This is a genomic window from Pseudomonas sp. NBRC 111138 (genome assembly GCF_001320835.1).
Classification (GTDB): Bacteria; Pseudomonadota; Gammaproteobacteria; order Pseudomonadales; family Pseudomonadaceae; genus Aquipseudomonas; species Aquipseudomonas paracarnis.
Window position 1 is genome coordinate 1 of record NZ_BCBO01000057.1, and the last position, 15,918, is coordinate 15,918.

The window sequence follows — 15,918 nt, forward strand, 5'->3', positions numbered from 1 at the left end:
CAGTGGATGTACCGGTGACCCTGAAGATTCGTACCGGTTGGGACCGGGACAACAAGAATGGCCTGACGGTGGCGAAGATCGCTGAACAGGCAGGCATTACAGCGCTGGCGGTGCATGGCCGTACCCGCGCCGACCTTTATACCGGTGAAGCCGAGTACGACACCATTGCCGCGATCAAGCAGGCCGTGTCGATGCCCGTCTTTGCCAATGGCGACATCGACAGTGCCGAGAAAGCCCGGCGCGTGCTGCACGCGACCGGTGCCGATGGCTTGTTGATTGGCCGGGCCGCCCAGGGGCGGCCGTGGATTTTTCGTGAAATCGAGCATTTCCTGCGTACTGGTGAAGTCTTGCCGGCACCAGAGTTGGTCGAGGTGGAACGTATTCTGCTAGAGCATCTGACCGCCCTGCACGCCTTCTATGGGGACGTGATGGGAGTACGCATTGCTCGCAAGCATGTCGGCTGGTATCTCGCCACCTTGCCGGGCGCCAAGGAATTCCGCGCTCAGTTCAATCGTTTGGATGAAACGCAGGCACAGGTCGCCACCGTTCGTGAGTTCTTCGCCGGACGCGACAAGAGCCTGGGAACAGGGGATGGAGAAGGGGTGGCCGCATGACGATGATGACCGAGACTTTAGTGAGTGGAACAACACCCGTGAGCGACAACGTCAATTTGAAACAGCACCTCAACACGCCCAGCGAAGAAGGCCAGACCCTTCGCGGGAGTGTCGAGAAGGCGCTGCACAATTATTTCGCCCACCTTGAGGGCGCTTCCGTCACGGATGTGTACAACCTGGTGCTCTCCGAAGTCGAGGCGCCCTTGCTCGAAAGCGTGATGAACTACGTCAAGGGCAACCAGACCAAAGCCAGTGAGCTGCTGGGCCTCAACCGTGGCACCTTGCGCAAAAAGCTCAAGCAGTACGATTTGCTGTAAGCATTCAATCAAACCAGAAAGGCGCCCGCGTAAAACCGGTCGCCTTTTTTGCTGACTTCCTTTGCTTTTGATGGAAATTGAGATGACCGACCAGACCACCCGCCTGCCGATCCGCCGTGCCTTGATCAGTGTTTCCGACAAGACCGGGATCCTTGAATTTGCCCGGGAGCTGGAAGCCCTGGGTGTGGAAATCCTCTCCACGGGCGGGACCTTCAAACTGCTGCAGGACAACGGCGTGGCCGCAGTAGAAGTCGCGGACTACACCGGTTTCGCAGAAATGATGGACGGTCGCGTCAAGACCCTGCACCCGAAAATCCACGGCGGCATCCTCGGCCGTCGCGGCATCGACGACGCCATCATGACCGAGCACGGCATCAAGCCGATCGACCTGGTGGCCGTTAACCTCTACCCGTTCGAAGCCACCATCAACAAGCCAGGCTGCGACCTGCCGACCGCCATCGAAAACATCGATATCGGCGGCCCGACCATGGTGCGCTCGGCGGCCAAGAACCATAAGGACGTGGCCATCGTGGTCAATGCCAGCGACTACGCCAACGTCCTGGAAAACCTCAAGGCCGGTGGCCTGACCTACGCCCAGCGCTTCGACCTGATGCTCAAGGCGTTCGAACACACCGCCGCCTATGACGGCATGATCGCCAACTACATGGGCACCGTGAACCAAGCAGCTGACACCCTGAGCACAGAAGGTCGCAGCCAGTTCCCGCGCACCTTCAACAGCCAGTTCATCAAGGCCCAGGAAATGCGCTACGGCGAGAACCCGCACCAGAGTGCGGCGTTCTACGTGGAAGCCAAGCCGGCCGAAGTGGGCATCGCCACCGCCACTCAACTGCAAGGCAAAGAACTCTCCTACAACAACGTGGCCGACACTGACGCCGCGCTGGAATGCGTAAAGAGCTTCGTCAAGCCGGCCTGCGTGATCGTCAAGCACGCCAACCCGTGCGGCGTGGCCGTCAGCCCGGACGCTGAAGGCGGTATCCGCCAGGCGTACGAACTGGCCTACGCCACCGACACCGAATCCGCATTCGGCGGCATCATTGCCTTCAACCGCGAACTGGATGCCGAGACCGCCAAGGCCATCGTCGAGCGTCAGTTCGTCGAAGTGATCATCGCTCCAAGCGTCAGCGAAGAAGCCCGCGCCATCGTCGCCGCCAAAGCCAACGTGCGCCTGCTGGCCTGTGGCGAGTGGTCGGCAGACCGCGCCGCGGCCTGGGACTACAAGCGCGTCAATGGCGGCCTGCTGGTACAGAGCCGCGACATCGGCATGATCGGCAGCGATGACCTGAAAGTCGTGACCAAGCGCGCGCCGACCGAGCAAGAGATCAACGACCTGATCTTCGCCTGGAAAGTGGCCAAATACGTCAAGTCCAACGCCATCGTCTACGCCAAGAACCGCCAGACCATCGGTGTCGGCGCTGGCCAGATGAGCCGCGTGAACTCGGCACGTATCGCCGCGATCAAGGCTGAACATGCCGGTTTGCAGGTGGTGGGTTCGGTGATGGCTTCCGATGCGTTCTTCCCGTTCCGTGACGGCCTGGACAACGCCGCGAAAGCTGGCGTGACCGCCGTGATCCAACCGGGCGGTTCGATGCGTGATGCAGAAGTCATCGCCGCCGCTGATGAAGCTGGCATTGCGATGGTCTTCACCGGCATGCGCCACTTCCGCCACTGATTGATCGTTCCCACGCTCCGCGTGGGAACGCAGCCAGGGACGCTCCGCGTCCCTCGGACGCAGAGCGTCCGTAGAGGCATTCCCACGCAGAGCGTGGGAACGATCATCCTAACGAGGTTTTTGAAATGAATGTTTTGATCATTGGCAGCGGTGGCCGTGAACACGCCCTGGCCTGGAAAGTAGCCCAGGACCCACGCGTGCAGAAAGTCTTCGTGGCCCCCGGCAACGCCGGCACCGCCATCGAAGCCAAGTGCGAAAACGTCGCCATCGACGTGCTGGCCCTGGAGCAGTTGGCGGATTTTGCCGAAAAGAATGTTTCCCTGACCATCGTCGGCCCGGAAGTGCCACTGGTAGCAGGCGTCGTCGATCTGTTCCGCAGCCGTGGCCTGGATTGCTTTGGCCCTACCGCTGGCGCCGCCCAGCTGGAAGGCTCGAAAGCCTTTACCAAGGACTTCCTGGCTCGCCACAAGATCCCGACGGCCGACTACCAGAACTTCACCGAGATCGAACCGGCCCTGGCTTACCTGCGTGAGAAAGGCGCACCGATCGTGATCAAGGCCGATGGCCTGGCTGCCGGCAAAGGCGTGATCGTCGCCATGACCCTGCAGGAAGCCGAAGACGCCGTGCGCGACATGCTCGCCGGCAATGCCTTTGGTGACGCCGGTTCACGCGTAGTCATCGAGGAGTTCCTCGACGGCGAGGAAGCCAGTTTTATCGTGATGGTCGACGGCAAGAACGTATTGCCGATGGCCACCAGCCAGGACCACAAGCGCGTCGGCAACGGCGACAGTGGCCCGAACACCGGCGGCATGGGTGCCTACTCCCCGGCGCCCGTTGTCACCGCCGACGTCCACCAGCGCGTCATGGACCTGGTGATCTGGCCAACCGTGCGCGGCATGGCGGATGAAGGCAACGTGTACACCGGTTTCCTCTATGCCGGCCTGATGATCGACAAAGCCGGTAACCCCAAAGTCATCGAGTTCAACTGCCGCTTCGGCGATCCGGAAACCCAACCGGTGATGCTGCGCCTGCAATCGAGCCTGGTGCTGCTGGTGGAAGCCGCCCTCGCCCAGGCCCTGGACAAGGTCGAAGCGCAGTGGGACCCACGTCCTAGCGTTGGGATTGTGCTGGCGGCCGGTGGCTACCCTGCCGACTACGCCAAGGGCGATGTGATCGAAGGCCTCGACGCCGCCGCTGCGCTGGAAGGCAAGGTGTTCCATGCAGGCACCGCGCTCAAGGACGGCAAAGTTGTAACCGCCGGTGGCCGCGTGTTGTGCGCCACCGCGATGGGTGCCAGTGTCGATGCCGCGCAACAACAGGCATACAAACTGGCGGCGAAAATCGACTGGAAGGGCTGCTTCTACCGCACCGACATTGGCTACCGTGCCATTGCCCGCGAACGCGGTGAGAACAACTGAGCAGCTACACTTGCAGTAGCTATCCGTTCGGTTAGGTAAGGGCCTTTGGCCCTTGCCGTACCCTGTTGCCCCGCGCATAGTTAACCCGTGCATCCACCTACCGAAGGGATTTCGCCGTGCGCTGGCTCAGGATCGCCATAGGTTTCACAATCAGTCTGCTGACCCTGCTCTGCTTGCTACCGGCCCAGGCCGCTGCGCAAGGCAGTGGCTGGGCAGTATTGCTTGATGAACAGGCCGACCTGCAACTGAGCGATATCCGTTCCGCCCGCTATACCAATCAATTCAGCCCCATCGAACTGGACCGGATCACCGCCGCGCAGCCGGACGGTGCGTTGTGGGTGCGTTTCAGGTTGCAGCCCGGCAAGCACGAACAAGTGCTGCGGGTGTTCGCCCCGGACCTCTCCAGCCTGAGCCTGTATGTGCTGGACGGCGACACCCTGGTGGAGCAACAAACCACCGGCACACGCCAACCCCAGGCTGAGCGCTCGTTGCCCAGCAGTGACTTCATGCTGCCGATGCCTCAGAGCCAACGGCCACTGGAGGTATACCTGCGCCTGGTCTCGGAACACGAGCTGCGCCCTTACATCACCCTGGAACCAGCGGTGCTGGCCGCCGCCAACCAGAACCAGACGCTGATCTACGGCCTGCTGTTCGGCGTGCTGTCGATGCTGATCCTGCACAACCTCACGCGCTTCGCCTACCACCGCTCGCGCAGCAGCCTGTGGCTGGCCGCGTGCGAGTTCCTGTTGATGCTCAGCCTGGCGCTGTTGCTCAACCTGGTGGGGCCATGGCTGCCGAACTGGCACGCAATCCAGACCCCCGGGGCCTACCTGGCCCTGCTGCTGACCGCACCCTGTGGGCTGATGTTCGCCTACCGCTTCTTCATGCCCCTGGGCCCGCACCCGCTGAACAAAGTGTTGATGGCCGACATCCTGCTGATCATCCTGTGCGGCCTGCTCCTGTTGTTCGTCAACACCTTGCCGCTGAACATCATCACCTATGCCCTGGTCGCGCTGGCGGGCCTGAGCATGCTGTTTGTCTCGGCCTATCACTGGCAAAAAGGCTACCGCCCGGCGCGCTTGTTCGTGGCGGCCATGGTGGTGTTCAACATCGGCACGCTGATCATTCTGCCCGCACTGCTCGGCCTTACCCTGGTGGCGCCACAGGGGCTGATCGTCACCCTGTTGAGCTTTATCTGCCTCAGTGGCCTGCTGATGAGCCTGGCCCTCGGCGAGCGCCAGCGCGCCATTGTCGAAACCCGTTTCAGCCTGAGCCGCGACCTGGCGGCCAGCAATGCCGAAATCGCCGCCAAAGCCGAGTTCCTGGCGAAGATCAGCCACGAAATCCGCACGCCCATGAACGGTGTGCTGGGCATGACCGAGTTGCTGCTGGGCACGCCGTTGTCGGTGAAGCAACGCGACTATGTGCAGACCATCCACAGCGCCGGTAATGAGTTGCTCACCCTGATCAACGAGATTCTCGACATTTCCAAGCTCGAATCCGGGCAGATCGAACTCGATGATGTGCAGTTCGATCTCAATGCATTGATCGACGACTGCCTGAGCATCTTCCGCGCCAAGGCCGAGCAACAGAATGTCGAGCTGATCAGCTTCATCCAACCCCAGGTACCACGAGTGATCAGCGGTGACCCGACGCGACTGCGCCAGGCTTTACTGAGCCTTCTGGAAAACGCCCTGCACAAAACCGATGAAGGCGAAGTGCTGATCGTTGTCGCCCTGGATGAGCGCAGCACCAAGCCACGCCTGCGCATTGCCGTGCAAGACAGCGGCGTGCCCATGGAAGCTGCCGAACGCGACGCCCTGTTGCACAGCGAACTGCACAGCAAGAACTTCCTTTCGGCGACGCGCTTGAGCGGCCACTTGGGCTTGGTCATCGCACGCCAGCTGATCTTGTTGATGAACGGCGAGTTCGGCGTCAAGAGTGGGAGCCACCAGGGCAGTACCCTGTGGCTGACCCTGCCGCTGGACCCGGAACGCCTGGAACACCCGACCAGCGACCTCGACGGCCCGCTCAAGGACGCCCGCGTGCTGGTGGTGGACGACAACGACACCTGCCGCAAAGTCCTGGTGCAACAATGCACGGCCTGGGGCCTGAACGTCAGCGCCGTGCCTTCGGGCAAGGAGGCCCTGGCGCTGCTGCGCACCAAGGCGCACCTGCGTGATTATTTCGACGTGGTACTGCTGGACCAGAACATGCCCGGCATGACCGGCATGCAACTGGCGGCGAAAATCAAGGAAGACCCGAGCCTGAACCACGACATCCTGCTGATCATGCTCACCGGAATCAGTAACGCACCGAGCAAGATCATTGCGCGCAACTGCGGGATCAAGCGCATCCTCGCCAAACCGGTGGCTGGCTACACCCTCAAGACCACCCTGGCCGATGAACTGGCCCAGCGCAGCAAAGGCGCCCCCGTAGCACGCCCGGCCCCCAGCGCACCGGCAGCCATGACCGTGCCCAGCGATTTCCGCATCCTGGTAGCCGAAGACAACAGCATTTCCACCAAAGTGATTCGCGGCATGCTCGGCAAGCTCAATCTCGACCCGGACACCGCCAGCAACGGCGAAGAAGCGCTGCAAGCGATGAAAGCCCAGCGCTATGACCTGGTATTGATGGACTGCGAAATGCCGATTCTCGATGGCTTCTCCGCCACACAGCAACTGCGGGCATGGGAAGTCAGCCACCAACGCGTGCGCACGCCAGTGGTGGCGCTCACCGCGCATATCCTGTCGGAACACAAAGAACGCGCACGCCAGGCAGGCATGGACGGGCATATGGCCAAGCCGGTGGAACTGTCGCAGCTGCGCGAGCTGGTGGACTACTGGGTGGCGCAGCGCCAACAGCGCCCTGAGCACAGCACCCTTTCCTGATGATCGTTCCCACGCTCCGCGTGGGAATGCCGCCCGGGACGCTCCGCGTCCTGCTTGAACGCGACGCAGAGCGTCACTGGATGCATTCCCACGCAGAGCGTGGGAACGATCACACCCACCACTATCGCAGGCAAGCCAGCTCTCACATTTGATCTGTGTCGGATAGACTCCTCCACACTTTCCCCGCCCGCGAGCCGCCCCCATGCTCCATGTGTTATTCAGCGTTTACCTGAAGATACTGGTGCTCTACAGCCCGTGATGATCGTTCCCACGCTCCGCGTGGGAATGCCGCCCGGGACGCTCCGCGTCCTGCTTGAACGCGACGCAGGGCGTCACTGGATGTATTCCCACGCAGAGCGTGGGAACGATCACACCCACCGCTATCGCAGGCAAGCCAGCTCCCACATTTGATCTGTGTCGGATAGACTCCTCCACACTTTCCCCGCCCGCGAGCCGCCCTCATGCTCCATGTGTTATTCAGCGTTTACCTGAAGATGCTGGTGCTCTACAGCCCGTTCTTTGTGCTGTCCTGCTTTATCAGCCTGACCCGTGGCTACTCCAGCAAGGAGCGTCGACGCCTGGCGTGGAAAGTTGCACTGGCCACCCTGGTATCGAGCGTGCTGCTCTACCTGTTTGGCCGGGTGATTTTCAGTGTGTTCGGCATTACCGTCGACGCGTTCCGTATCGGCGCCGGCAGCGTGTTGTTTATCTCCGCCCTGGGCATGGCCCAGGGCAAGTCGGCGGTGCAGACCGACAACGTGCAGCAGGACGTGACCATCGTGCCGCTGACCATCCCTCTCACCGTCGGCCCCGGCACCATCGGCGCCTTGCTGGTGATGGGCGTCAGCCAACCACACTGGGACGACAAGCTTACCGCCATCCTCAGTATTGCCCTGGCCAGCCTGACGGTGGGCGTGGTGCTGTACCTGTCCAACCGTATCGAACGCATTCTCGGCGACCAGGGCTTGCAGATTGTCAGCCGGTTGATGGGCCTGTTCGTCTGCGCCCTGGCCGCGCAAATCATTTTTACCGGGGTACGCGGCTACCTGGTGCCCTAGATCCGGTATTTGGCGATAGCCATTTCCACTTTGTCACCGGCGCTTTCGCGCATCAGTTGGATGGTTTTCTCGTTGACCATAGAGGTATTGAGCACCAGGCAAGTCTGCCCGCTGAAGGCCTCGAACGAGGAGCTATCCCACTCCAGGAAGGGCAGGCCCACCTGTTTATCCACACCATGGGTGCTGTAGGTCACCAGCACCATGATCAACTCGCCGTCTGTTTCAGCGCAGGAGGCCAGGCCGAAATCGCCGCCCTCATGCACCGCGCAATTGCGCTTGAACAGCTCGAAAGACGCTGGCTGACGCTTCAATGCATCCAGCGCATCGGCGGCCAGCTTGGGCAAGGCGCTAAGCAGTGGCCCGAACAGCGCCGTCGACGTCAGCATCGAGGCGATGATATTCAGCGCCGCCAGTTGCACCGTCAGGCCCTTGCCCGCACGCGAGACCCGTTCAAAGCGACTGCGCAGCGGCAGCCACCCCAGGCTGACCATCACCTTGATAAATTCCTCGTACCACGCCTCGCTGCCCCGCTGGACGTTCAGCACATCGCTCACATAACTGCTGGCCAGCAGATAGCTTTTGCGTACGTATTCGCGGTTCAACGCCGACAAGCCTTCGGCAAATGAAATCACCCCGTTGTTGACCACGGCCGCATTGCAATCATCGTCGCTATCCAGCGCGCAAGCGGCCTGCCTGGCAGGTGCGCCCGGCAATTTGTAGGCGGCAATCAACTTGCGCCTTTTTTTACTGTTGATCCTTCTGTGACGTCGCTCCATTTTCTGTTCTCCACAAGCACCCCACATGGGGCTTGCTTCCACCCTAGTCCAGGGAGCAGCGGGGTTTCCATGCGATAAACATCCCTTGGACTGCCCCGCCCAAAACCAGCGTCCAGCAATGACAAGGCGCGGCGGGCAGGCGTGCGGTTTTCATCGCATAAAAAAGAAAAAGCCCCGAACAACGCCAGGGGAATCCCTGGGTTATTCGGAGCTTTCCGGCAGCCAACCGGGCTGTTTTCAGGAGTTGGGTTTGTCGCCATACCAACGTGGTGTGTACACCCACTCGCCGCCACCCGCGCGCGGGAACACACAGGTGGTGGATGAACCGATCAGCACCATGGTGCGCATGTCCACCTGCTCGGGCGTCAGTTGCCCCAAGGTAGTGACGCTTAGCGTCTGGCCTGGACGACCGATGTCACGGCCCAGCACCACCGGCGTCTGCGGCGTGCGATGCAGCGCGACGATCTCCAGGGCGCGTCCCAGTTGCCAAGGCCGCGACCTGGAGATCGGGTTGTAGAACGCCAAGGCCAGGTCGGCCTGGGAAGCCAGGTCCAGGCGTTTTTCGATGATCGCCCAGGGCTTGAGATTATCCGACAGCGACATCACACAGAAGTCATGCCCCAGCGGCGCGCCCGCCTGGGCAGCGGTGGCCAGCGAAGCGGAAACCCCCGGCAGGATTTCCAGGTCGACCTGATGCCAGGCCGGCTCGCTGGACTCGTGCAGCGCCTCGATCACCGCCGCGGCCATGGCGAATACACCCGGGTCACCAGAGGACACCACCACCACCGAGCGGCCTTGCGCGGCTAGCTCGAAGGCGTGGCGGGCGCGCTGCATTTCTTCGCGGTTGTCAGTGCAGTGTTGCACTTGGTCGTCCCGGAACGGCCCGGCCATGCGCACGTAGGTTTCATACCCCAGCACATCGGTGCAACGCGCCAGTTCCGCCTTCACCGCCGGCACCATCAATTCAGCAGCGCCGGGGCCCAGGCCAATCACCGCCAGACGCCCGCGGGGGCGCCCAACCTGTGACAGATCCAAGGGCTGCTCGGCCACGGTGATACTGATGTCCGCAACGGGTTCCAGTACGGCAAAACGCAGCGGTACACCCAAGGCCGACGCGGCTTCATGCAAGGACGCGTCAGCCATCTGCAGGTCGCTGGCCAGCAGGCAGGCCAGGGATTGCACGGCCACGCCAGCCTCCTGCAACGCCGAGCGCACACGCTCGGCCAACTGCGCACCCGGCCGGCAGGTGGCGTAGACATTCTGCGGGTAAATCAGCAACTCGTTGGCTGCCGGTGTGCGCTCGGCACTGCCCACATGAATCGCCAGGCGCGCCTGTTGATCCTGAGGCAGGTTAGCGTCCTCCAGCCATGGCGCCGCGCCTTCAATGCGCACGCTTTCGCCGGCCAGAAGGTCGCAGACAAAGCGTTTGCCCAGCTCGATGTCGGCCAGTTGATAGCCCGCCGGCGGGTTGAGCAGGCAGGTGCCAAAACGCAACTCGCCGCTGGTGGTGATGGCGGCGGACACGCCGAGCGCTGCCGCAATATCGCGCGCCATGAGGTTTACGCCCCCCAGGCCACCGAGCAACGGCACCACAGCGCTGCCGTCTTCAGCCACGGCCAGCACGGCGGGTTCTTCACCCTTTTCCAGCAGCAACGGTGCCAGGGTGCGAATCACAATGCCCGCGGCGCACAGGGCAATTAGTGGCGTGCCCTGCTGATAGAGCTGACGCAAGGTCGCGCCGAATTCGCTGTAGGTACGGTCTGCCCCCTCAACCCGTGTGGCCAAACCGTGGATCAACGCGCCGGGGTAAACCTGTTGGAGCTTGCGCGCAGTCGCCAGGCTGCCTTGACCCAGAATCACAATCGCCGGGGTCATCAACCTTGCCACCGTTCACCGGGCACGATGATCAGTGAGAAATACGGCGACGACATCGGCTCCACCTGATCCAGCGACACGATCTTCTGGTTGGCCATGGTCGCGCGTTCCACGTACAACGCCCGCTCGGCCAGACCCAGCTCTTCCAACACCTGGCGCACTTTCGGGAAGTTGCGCCCCAGCTTCATGATCACTGCGGCATCGGCATCGGCCAGGCGGCGCTTGAGATCCTCATGGGGCAATACGCCCGAGAGCACCGACAAGCTCTGATTGCGATACACCAACGGCGCGCCGAGTACCGAGGCACCACCGAGCATCGAGCACACACCTGGAATCACCTGGGCCTCGTAGCGCTCGGCCAGGCGGTCATGCAGGTACATGTAGGAGCCGTAGAAAAACGGGTCACCTTCGCAGATCACCGCCACGTCGCGGCCCGCGTCCAGGTGCGCGGCCACGTCGAGGCTGGCATTGTCGTAGAAGTCGCTGATCACCTGCTCGTAGGACAGCGGCGCCGGCAGCACTTCGGTGGTTACCGGGTACACCAGCGGCATCAGGGTCTGTTGCGGCACCAGGTGGTCCTCGATGATGCCGAAGGCGTTGCCCTTCTTGCCCTTGGCCACGAAGTACGCCACCACCGGCGATTCACGCAGCAGGCGCAGGGCTTTGAGGGTAATCAGTTCCGGGTCACCGGGGCCGACGCCCAGGCCGATCAAACGTCCGCGCACCTGCATTATTCAACCTCCGTGGCCAGGGCATTGACGGCGGCGGCAGCCATGGCGCTGCCGCCCAGGCGACCTTGCATGATCACGAACGGCACCCCACGACTATCAGCAGCGAGCATGGCCTTGGATTCGGCGGCGCCGACAAAGCCCACCGGAAAACCCAGGATCAACGCCGGCTTCGGCGCACCGGCATCGAGCATTTCCAACAGATAGAACAACGCGGTCGGCGCGTTGCCGATCACCACCACACTGCCTTCCAGATGCGGGCGCCACAGTTCAAGGGCGGCGGCGGAACGGGTATTGCCCAGTTCCCGCGCCAGCTCCGGCACGCTGTCGTCGCGCAGGGTGCAGATCACTGGGTTATTGGCTGGCAGGCGCGCGCGGGTCACGCCTTCGGAGACCATCCGCGCATCGCACAGAATCGGCGCGCCAGCGGCCAGCGCATCGCGCCCGGCCTTGCCCGCACCTTCGGAGAATTGCAGACCGTCGATGGCCTCGACCATGCCGCACGCATGGATCACCCGCACCGCGAGTTTTTCCAAATCGGCCGGGATGCGGTCCAACTTGGCTTCCGCGCGAATAATGGCGAAGGAGTTGCGATAGATCTCCTGACCGTCGCGGATGTAATCAATCATCGGTGTTGCTCCGTGGACGAGCGCGCAACAGGGCGCCCGCCGCTTCAATGGAAAGAGTGCGCGCGTGAAGCCGGCCAAAACCAGGCTGGGTTGCATCGCAAAAATAGAGGTCGTAGTGGCCGGGGCTCACCGCCAGCAAGGTGACTGGCGCGGTGTGCGCGGCAGCGCAGGAGCGCAGGCAGCCGGACAGATGCACCTCAACGCCCGGTTGCAGAGCGGCCAGTTGCACGGCGTCGGCCTTGGTGTCGGCCAAGCCTTTTGCGCAGCCGCTGGAACCGGTGCAGGCAATCATGCGCGCCAGCGGGTGGCCGAGCGAGCAGATAAAGCCCAGTTGCGCCAGGCGCTCGGTCACGGCGTGAGGCTTTTCGACGTTGGGCACCAGCACGCCTTGCCAAGGGGTGAAGCGCAAGGTGCCGTCCCCATAGTCACTGGCCAGTTGTGCGGCGCCCTTGAGCATCGCCGGGTTCAGGCGGCCCAATGGCGCGAGGGCGGCGACGTAGAACTGATTCTTTTGCACTTGTGGATAAGTGCCCACCTGGAGCGACGCGTCGCTGGGCGGGCGTATGAAGCCGTCGGCTGGCAGCAACGGCAAGCGCAAATGGTTCAGCACGTTATCCACAGACAAATGGCGCATGCGCGTTTGTTCTGGGGTGGCGAGGTCCAGAAACGCTTCCAGCACGGCCACGACCAACCCATGCCCCTGGTTCAAAGGCACGGCGGCCAGGGGCGCATCCAGGCCCGGACAGCCGGCCAGGCCGAACGCGAGCAGGGTTTCGCCATGGCGTACGAAGGCCGACAACCACAGGTCGTGGTGATGCTCGAGCATCGCCAGGTCTTCGCCGCCATCGAGTTGCACCGCGAACTTGGCCGACAGTTCATGGAAACGCGGATGGTTCTCCAGGGTGGCGAGGATCTGCGCGGCCAGCGGGCGGGTGTCGAACAGCATCTGCGGGTCAATGCCAGCGCTGGGGCTGAGCATCAGGTTGCGCACGTCGTCACCGCCCGCGTTGCTGGGGCCCAGGCCCGCCGCCAGTAGTCGGGCGATCAACGCCTCCTGCTCGGCGCCGATGCCGCGGATCTGCAGGTTGGCGCGGTTGGTCGCCTCAATCACCCCGCCCGCATACGCCTGGGCCGCGTCCGCCAAGGCGTGGGCCTGGGCGGCAGTGATCGCGCCGCCCGCCAATTTGACTCGGCAAATGCCACCGTCCAACGCCTGGACAATACGCAGCAACCCCGGACAAGCCGAGGGGCGCAAGGTATTCACAGCGGGCGTTGGGTTCACGGGGCTACCGGTTGACGGGTAAAGGCGCGGTATTATGCCTGCTTTGTCCGGCGGCATGAAAAGCCTGCCCGTCGGATGTCGTTCAAGGAATTGATATGTCGCCCTGGCTGACGGTTGTAGGCATCGGTGAAGACGGCTTCAAAGGCCTGGGCAGAAATGCCCGGCATGCCCTGTTGCGCGCCACGCGGATTATAGGCGGCCAACGCCAGTTGGACCTGTTGCCGGTGTGTATTCGTGGCGAACGCCAAGTGTGGCCGAGCCCGTTTTCCCTGGAGCCAGTGTTGTCGCGGCGCGGGGAGCCCGTGTGCGTTCTGGCCAGTGGCGATCCGATGTTCTATGGCGTCGGCGCCAGCCTGGCGCGGCAAGTGCCAGCTGAAGAGTTGTTGATTTTGCCCGCGCCATCGTCGGTATCCCTGGCGGCGGCGCGCCTGGGCTGGCCGTTGCAGGAGGTGGTGACGTTATCCGTGGTGGCCCGTCCGGTGGCGGCACTTAATGCGCATCTGGCCAGTGGCGTGCGCTTGTTGGTGTTGAGCAATGACGGCAACAGCCCCGCGTTGATTGCGGCGTTGTTGGCCGAGCGCGGCTTTGGCCCCAGTCGGATAACTATGTTTGAACACTTGGGCGGCCCGGCTGAGCGGCGTATCGACGGGCATGCGCAAGCGTGGGAGCCCACGGCGGTTGCCGATTTGAACCTGATCGCCATCGACTGCCTGGCGGATGCGAACGCACCGCGTCTGTCGCGCCTTGCAGGCTTGCCCGACGCAGCTTTCAAGCACGACGGCCAACTGACCAAACGCGATGTGCGCGCCATGACCCTCGCCCGCCTCGCGCCCATGCCGGGCGAACTGTTATGGGACGTAGGCGCGGGCAGTGGCTCCATCGGTATTGAATGGATGCGCACCCATCCCAGCTGTCGCGCCTTCGCGATCGAAGCCGACGCAGGCCGACAAAGCCTGATCGAACACAACCGCGACGCCCTCGGCGTGCCCGGCCTGCAACTGATTCGCGGCAAGGCGCCGGAGGCGTTAAGCGGCCTGGAAACGCCGGACGCCATCTTTATCGGCGGCGGCGTCACCCGCGACGGCGTGCTCGACACCTGCTGGCAACACCTGCGCCCCGGTGGCCGCCTGGTTGCCAATGCCGTGACCCTGCAAAGCGAAATGACCTTGATGAACTGGCGCGCCGAGCATGGCGGTGAACTGACCCGCATCCACGTGGCCCAGGCGCAGCCCCTGGGCGAGTTCGATACCTGGCGCCAGGCGCTGCCGATCACGTTGCTGGAAGTGATCAAGCCGCTATGAAAAGGATTCTATTACTGGGCGGGGTCACGGAAGCGCTGGCCATCGCCCGTACCTTGGGGCCGGAACACGTCTACAGCCTGGCCGGTGTGGGCCGCGTACCCTCCGACCTCACCTGCCAGGTGCGGGTCGGCGGCTACGGCGGTAGTGAAGGCCTGGCGCAGTTTGTACGTAACGAACGCATCAGCCTGATCCTTGATGCCACGCACCCGTATGCGGCGCAGATCAGCCGCAACGCGGCCGAGGCTGCAAGGGTATGCGGCGTACCTTGCTGGGCATTAAGACGCCCGGCGTGGCAGCCGCAGCCGGGGGATGATTGGCGAGAGGTCGCCGACTGGGCCGAACTGGTCGAAGCGCTCAAACCCTTCAAGCGCCCGCTGTTCACCTTGGGTCGCGAACCCTTGCAGCACCTCGACGAAATCCCCGCCGATCAGTTCTGGACCTTGCGCGCGCTGGATGTGTATCCCGGCAACGAGCGCTGTGAGGTGATCGGCGCACGCGGGCCGTTTTTGATCGAGGATGAACGGACGTTATTCGAAGAACGGCGGATTGATGTGCTGATCAGCAAGAACAGCGGCAGCACCGCCACCGAGCCGAAGCTGGAAGTGGCGCGTGAGCGTGGGGTGCCGGTGTTGGTGTTGAAGCGGCCGGTGTTGGCTGCCGTAGATCGAGAGTTCACAGCAGTGCCGGCGTTGCTACAAGCAATCACTCTTTTCTAAACACCACCTATCCAATGTGGGAGCGTGCTTGCTCGCTCCCACACTTTGGAATTGCGTTATCAAATGATGGTAGTAGATCAGCCAGCCAAGGCGCTAGCTCAATCAACTGCGCAACCATTGGCTGGAAAAAGCCCTATACCTGACTTGATCGTTCCCACGCTCCGCGTGGGAATGCATCCTGTGATGCTCCGCGTCACGGCTTTAAAAGCGGACGCAGAGCGTCCAACGCGGCATTCCCACGCAGAGCGTGGGAACGATCAGCCCGCCTGGTGCGCCGCGTCCTTTCTGCAAAATTGGCAAGCGGCCGTTCTCGTCTATCCTCAAACCCAACACTGCGACACCAAACCACACCCGCCCTTTTTACTTATCCCCCCCGATCAGGCTAAATACCCGCCTGATCGTTTAACCCTACGGATTATCCGCCATGGCCCGTCAACGCTTTGCAATTGCCTGGATCGCCTGCCTTGCAGTGCTGTTCAATGCGTTTGCCATGCCGTTGGCCAGTGCAATGCAGCAGACCGATGACCCGGTCAAGCGTCTGATGTGGGGCGGGTTCTGTTCGTCCAATGGCGCGAGCCTCAAGGCGATTGCCCTGGGCAAGCTGGAAATTCCCGCACCGCCGG

General features: G+C 62.6%; 14 protein-coding genes. 9 read left to right on the forward strand and 5 right to left on the reverse strand.

The window, feature by feature from the left end:
* The 6 genes from APH41_RS10200 to APH41_RS10225 all read left to right on the forward strand — a co-directional run.
* Positions 1 to 614: tRNA-dihydrouridine synthase (locus APH41_RS10200; protein WP_177333560.1), on the forward strand; the 614-nt coding region annotated here is incomplete at its 5' end.
* Positions 611 to 931, forward strand: coding sequence for a DNA-binding transcriptional regulator Fis (fis, locus tag APH41_RS10205; RefSeq protein ID WP_002555375.1), 321 nt, complete (start codon positions 611 to 613; stop codon positions 929 to 931). The genes APH41_RS10200 and fis, both read left to right, overlap by 4 nt.
* Positions 932 to 1,013: 82 nt before the next feature.
* Positions 1,014 to 2,621 (forward strand): bifunctional phosphoribosylaminoimidazolecarboxamide formyltransferase/IMP cyclohydrolase, encoded by a 1,608-nt coding sequence (gene purH, locus APH41_RS10210; protein WP_034126415.1) that lies wholly within the window; start codon positions 1,014 to 1,016, stop codon positions 2,619 to 2,621.
* A 125-nt stretch (positions 2,622 to 2,746) separates the two neighbouring features.
* Entirely contained in the window at positions 2,747 to 4,039 is a 1,293-nt protein-coding gene (purD, locus tag APH41_RS10215; protein ID WP_014716727.1) for a phosphoribosylamine--glycine ligase, read from the forward strand.
* 116 nt (positions 4,040 to 4,155) lie between these two features.
* Positions 4,156 to 6,930, forward strand: a complete 2,775-nt coding sequence (locus APH41_RS10220; protein WP_034126413.1) for a hybrid sensor histidine kinase/response regulator — start codon at positions 4,156 to 4,158, stop codon at positions 6,928 to 6,930.
* A 461-nt stretch (positions 6,931 to 7,391) separates the two neighbouring features.
* Entirely contained in the window at positions 7,392 to 7,988 is a 597-nt protein-coding gene (locus APH41_RS10225; RefSeq protein WP_003171467.1) for a MarC family protein, read from the forward strand.
* On the opposite strand, the gene APH41_RS10230 is transcribed toward APH41_RS10225, so the two are convergent.
* The 5 genes from APH41_RS10230 to cobG all read right to left on the reverse strand — a co-directional run bounded on the left by APH41_RS10230 (position 7,985) and on the right by cobG (position 13,335).
* Positions 7,985 to 8,764, reverse strand: coding sequence for a hypothetical protein (locus tag APH41_RS10230; protein WP_054918794.1), 780 nt, complete (start codon positions 8,762 to 8,764; stop codon positions 7,985 to 7,987). The genes APH41_RS10225 and APH41_RS10230 overlap by 4 nt on opposite strands.
* A 237-nt stretch (positions 8,765 to 9,001) precedes the next feature.
* Positions 9,002 to 10,639: a precorrin-3B C(17)-methyltransferase gene (cobJ, locus tag APH41_RS10235; protein ID WP_054918797.1), complete on the reverse strand. Its 1,638-nt coding sequence runs from the start codon at positions 10,637 to 10,639 to the stop codon at positions 9,002 to 9,004.
* The gene (locus APH41_RS10240; RefSeq protein WP_054896393.1) at positions 10,639 to 11,370 is read right to left on the reverse strand and encodes a precorrin-2 C(20)-methyltransferase; all 732 of its coding nucleotides are present in this window, start codon (positions 11,368 to 11,370) and stop codon (positions 10,639 to 10,641) included. The genes cobJ and APH41_RS10240 overlap by 1 nt, the downstream gene beginning before the upstream one ends.
* Positions 11,370 to 11,996 carry a precorrin-8X methylmutase gene (locus tag APH41_RS10245; RefSeq protein WP_034126410.1) on the reverse strand — a complete coding sequence of 209 codons (627 nt, stop codon included), beginning with the start codon at positions 11,994 to 11,996 and terminating at the stop codon, positions 11,370 to 11,372. Before APH41_RS10245 ends, APH41_RS10240 begins: the two co-directional genes overlap by 1 nt.
* Positions 11,989 to 13,335, reverse strand: coding sequence for a precorrin-3B synthase (cobG, locus tag APH41_RS10250; RefSeq protein WP_054918801.1), 1,347 nt, complete (start codon positions 13,333 to 13,335; stop codon positions 11,989 to 11,991). Before cobG ends, APH41_RS10245 begins: the two co-directional genes overlap by 8 nt.
* A gap of 38 nt (positions 13,336 to 13,373) precedes the next feature.
* Between cobG and APH41_RS10255 the strand changes: the two genes are divergently transcribed.
* From APH41_RS10255 to APH41_RS10265, 3 genes are all read left to right on the forward strand, one after another.
* Positions 13,374 to 14,579, forward strand: a complete 1,206-nt coding sequence (locus APH41_RS10255; RefSeq protein ID WP_054918805.1) for a bifunctional cobalt-precorrin-7 (C(5))-methyltransferase/cobalt-precorrin-6B (C(15))-methyltransferase — start codon at positions 13,374 to 13,376, stop codon at positions 14,577 to 14,579.
* Positions 14,576 to 15,295, forward strand: a complete 720-nt coding sequence (locus tag APH41_RS10260) for a cobalt-precorrin-6A reductase (RefSeq protein WP_054918808.1) — start codon at positions 14,576 to 14,578, stop codon at positions 15,293 to 15,295. The genes APH41_RS10255 and APH41_RS10260 overlap by 4 nt, the downstream gene beginning before the upstream one ends.
* Before the next feature lie 424 nt (positions 15,296 to 15,719).
* The coding region (locus APH41_RS10265; protein ID WP_156359042.1) for a DUF2946 family protein at positions 15,720 to 15,918 on the forward strand (199 nt) is incomplete at its 3' end.

Bases quoted from the DNA above. Each gene is read 5' to 3' on its own strand.
- APH41_RS10240 (WP_054896393.1), bottom strand. From the start codon at position 11,370: ATGCAGGTGCGCGGACGTTTGATCGGCCTGGGCGTCGGCCCCGGTGAC.
- cobG (WP_054918801.1), bottom strand. From the start codon at position 13,335: ATGCCGCCGGACAAAGCAGGCATAATACCGCGCCTTTACCCGTCAACC.
- APH41_RS10255 (WP_054918805.1), top strand. From the start codon at position 13,374: ATGTCGCCCTGGCTGACGGTTGTAGGCATCGGTGAAGACGGCTTCAAA.
- APH41_RS10225 (WP_003171467.1), top strand. From the start codon at position 7,392: ATGCTCCATGTGTTATTCAGCGTTTACCTGAAGATGCTGGTGCTCTAC.
- APH41_RS10260 (WP_054918808.1), top strand. From the start codon at position 14,576: ATGAAAAGGATTCTATTACTGGGCGGGGTCACGGAAGCGCTGGCCATC.
- fis (WP_002555375.1), top strand. From the start codon at position 611: ATGACGATGATGACCGAGACTTTAGTGAGTGGAACAACACCCGTGAGC.
- purH (WP_034126415.1), top strand. From the start codon at position 1,014: ATGACCGACCAGACCACCCGCCTGCCGATCCGCCGTGCCTTGATCAGT.
- purD (WP_014716727.1), top strand. From the start codon at position 2,747: ATGAATGTTTTGATCATTGGCAGCGGTGGCCGTGAACACGCCCTGGCC.
- cobJ (WP_054918797.1), bottom strand. From the start codon at position 10,639: ATGACCCCGGCGATTGTGATTCTGGGTCAAGGCAGCCTGGCGACTGCG.
- APH41_RS10230 (WP_054918794.1), bottom strand. From the start codon at position 8,764: ATGGAGCGACGTCACAGAAGGATCAACAGTAAAAAAAGGCGCAAGTTG.
- APH41_RS10245 (WP_034126410.1), bottom strand. From the start codon at position 11,996: ATGATTGATTACATCCGCGACGGTCAGGAGATCTATCGCAACTCCTTC.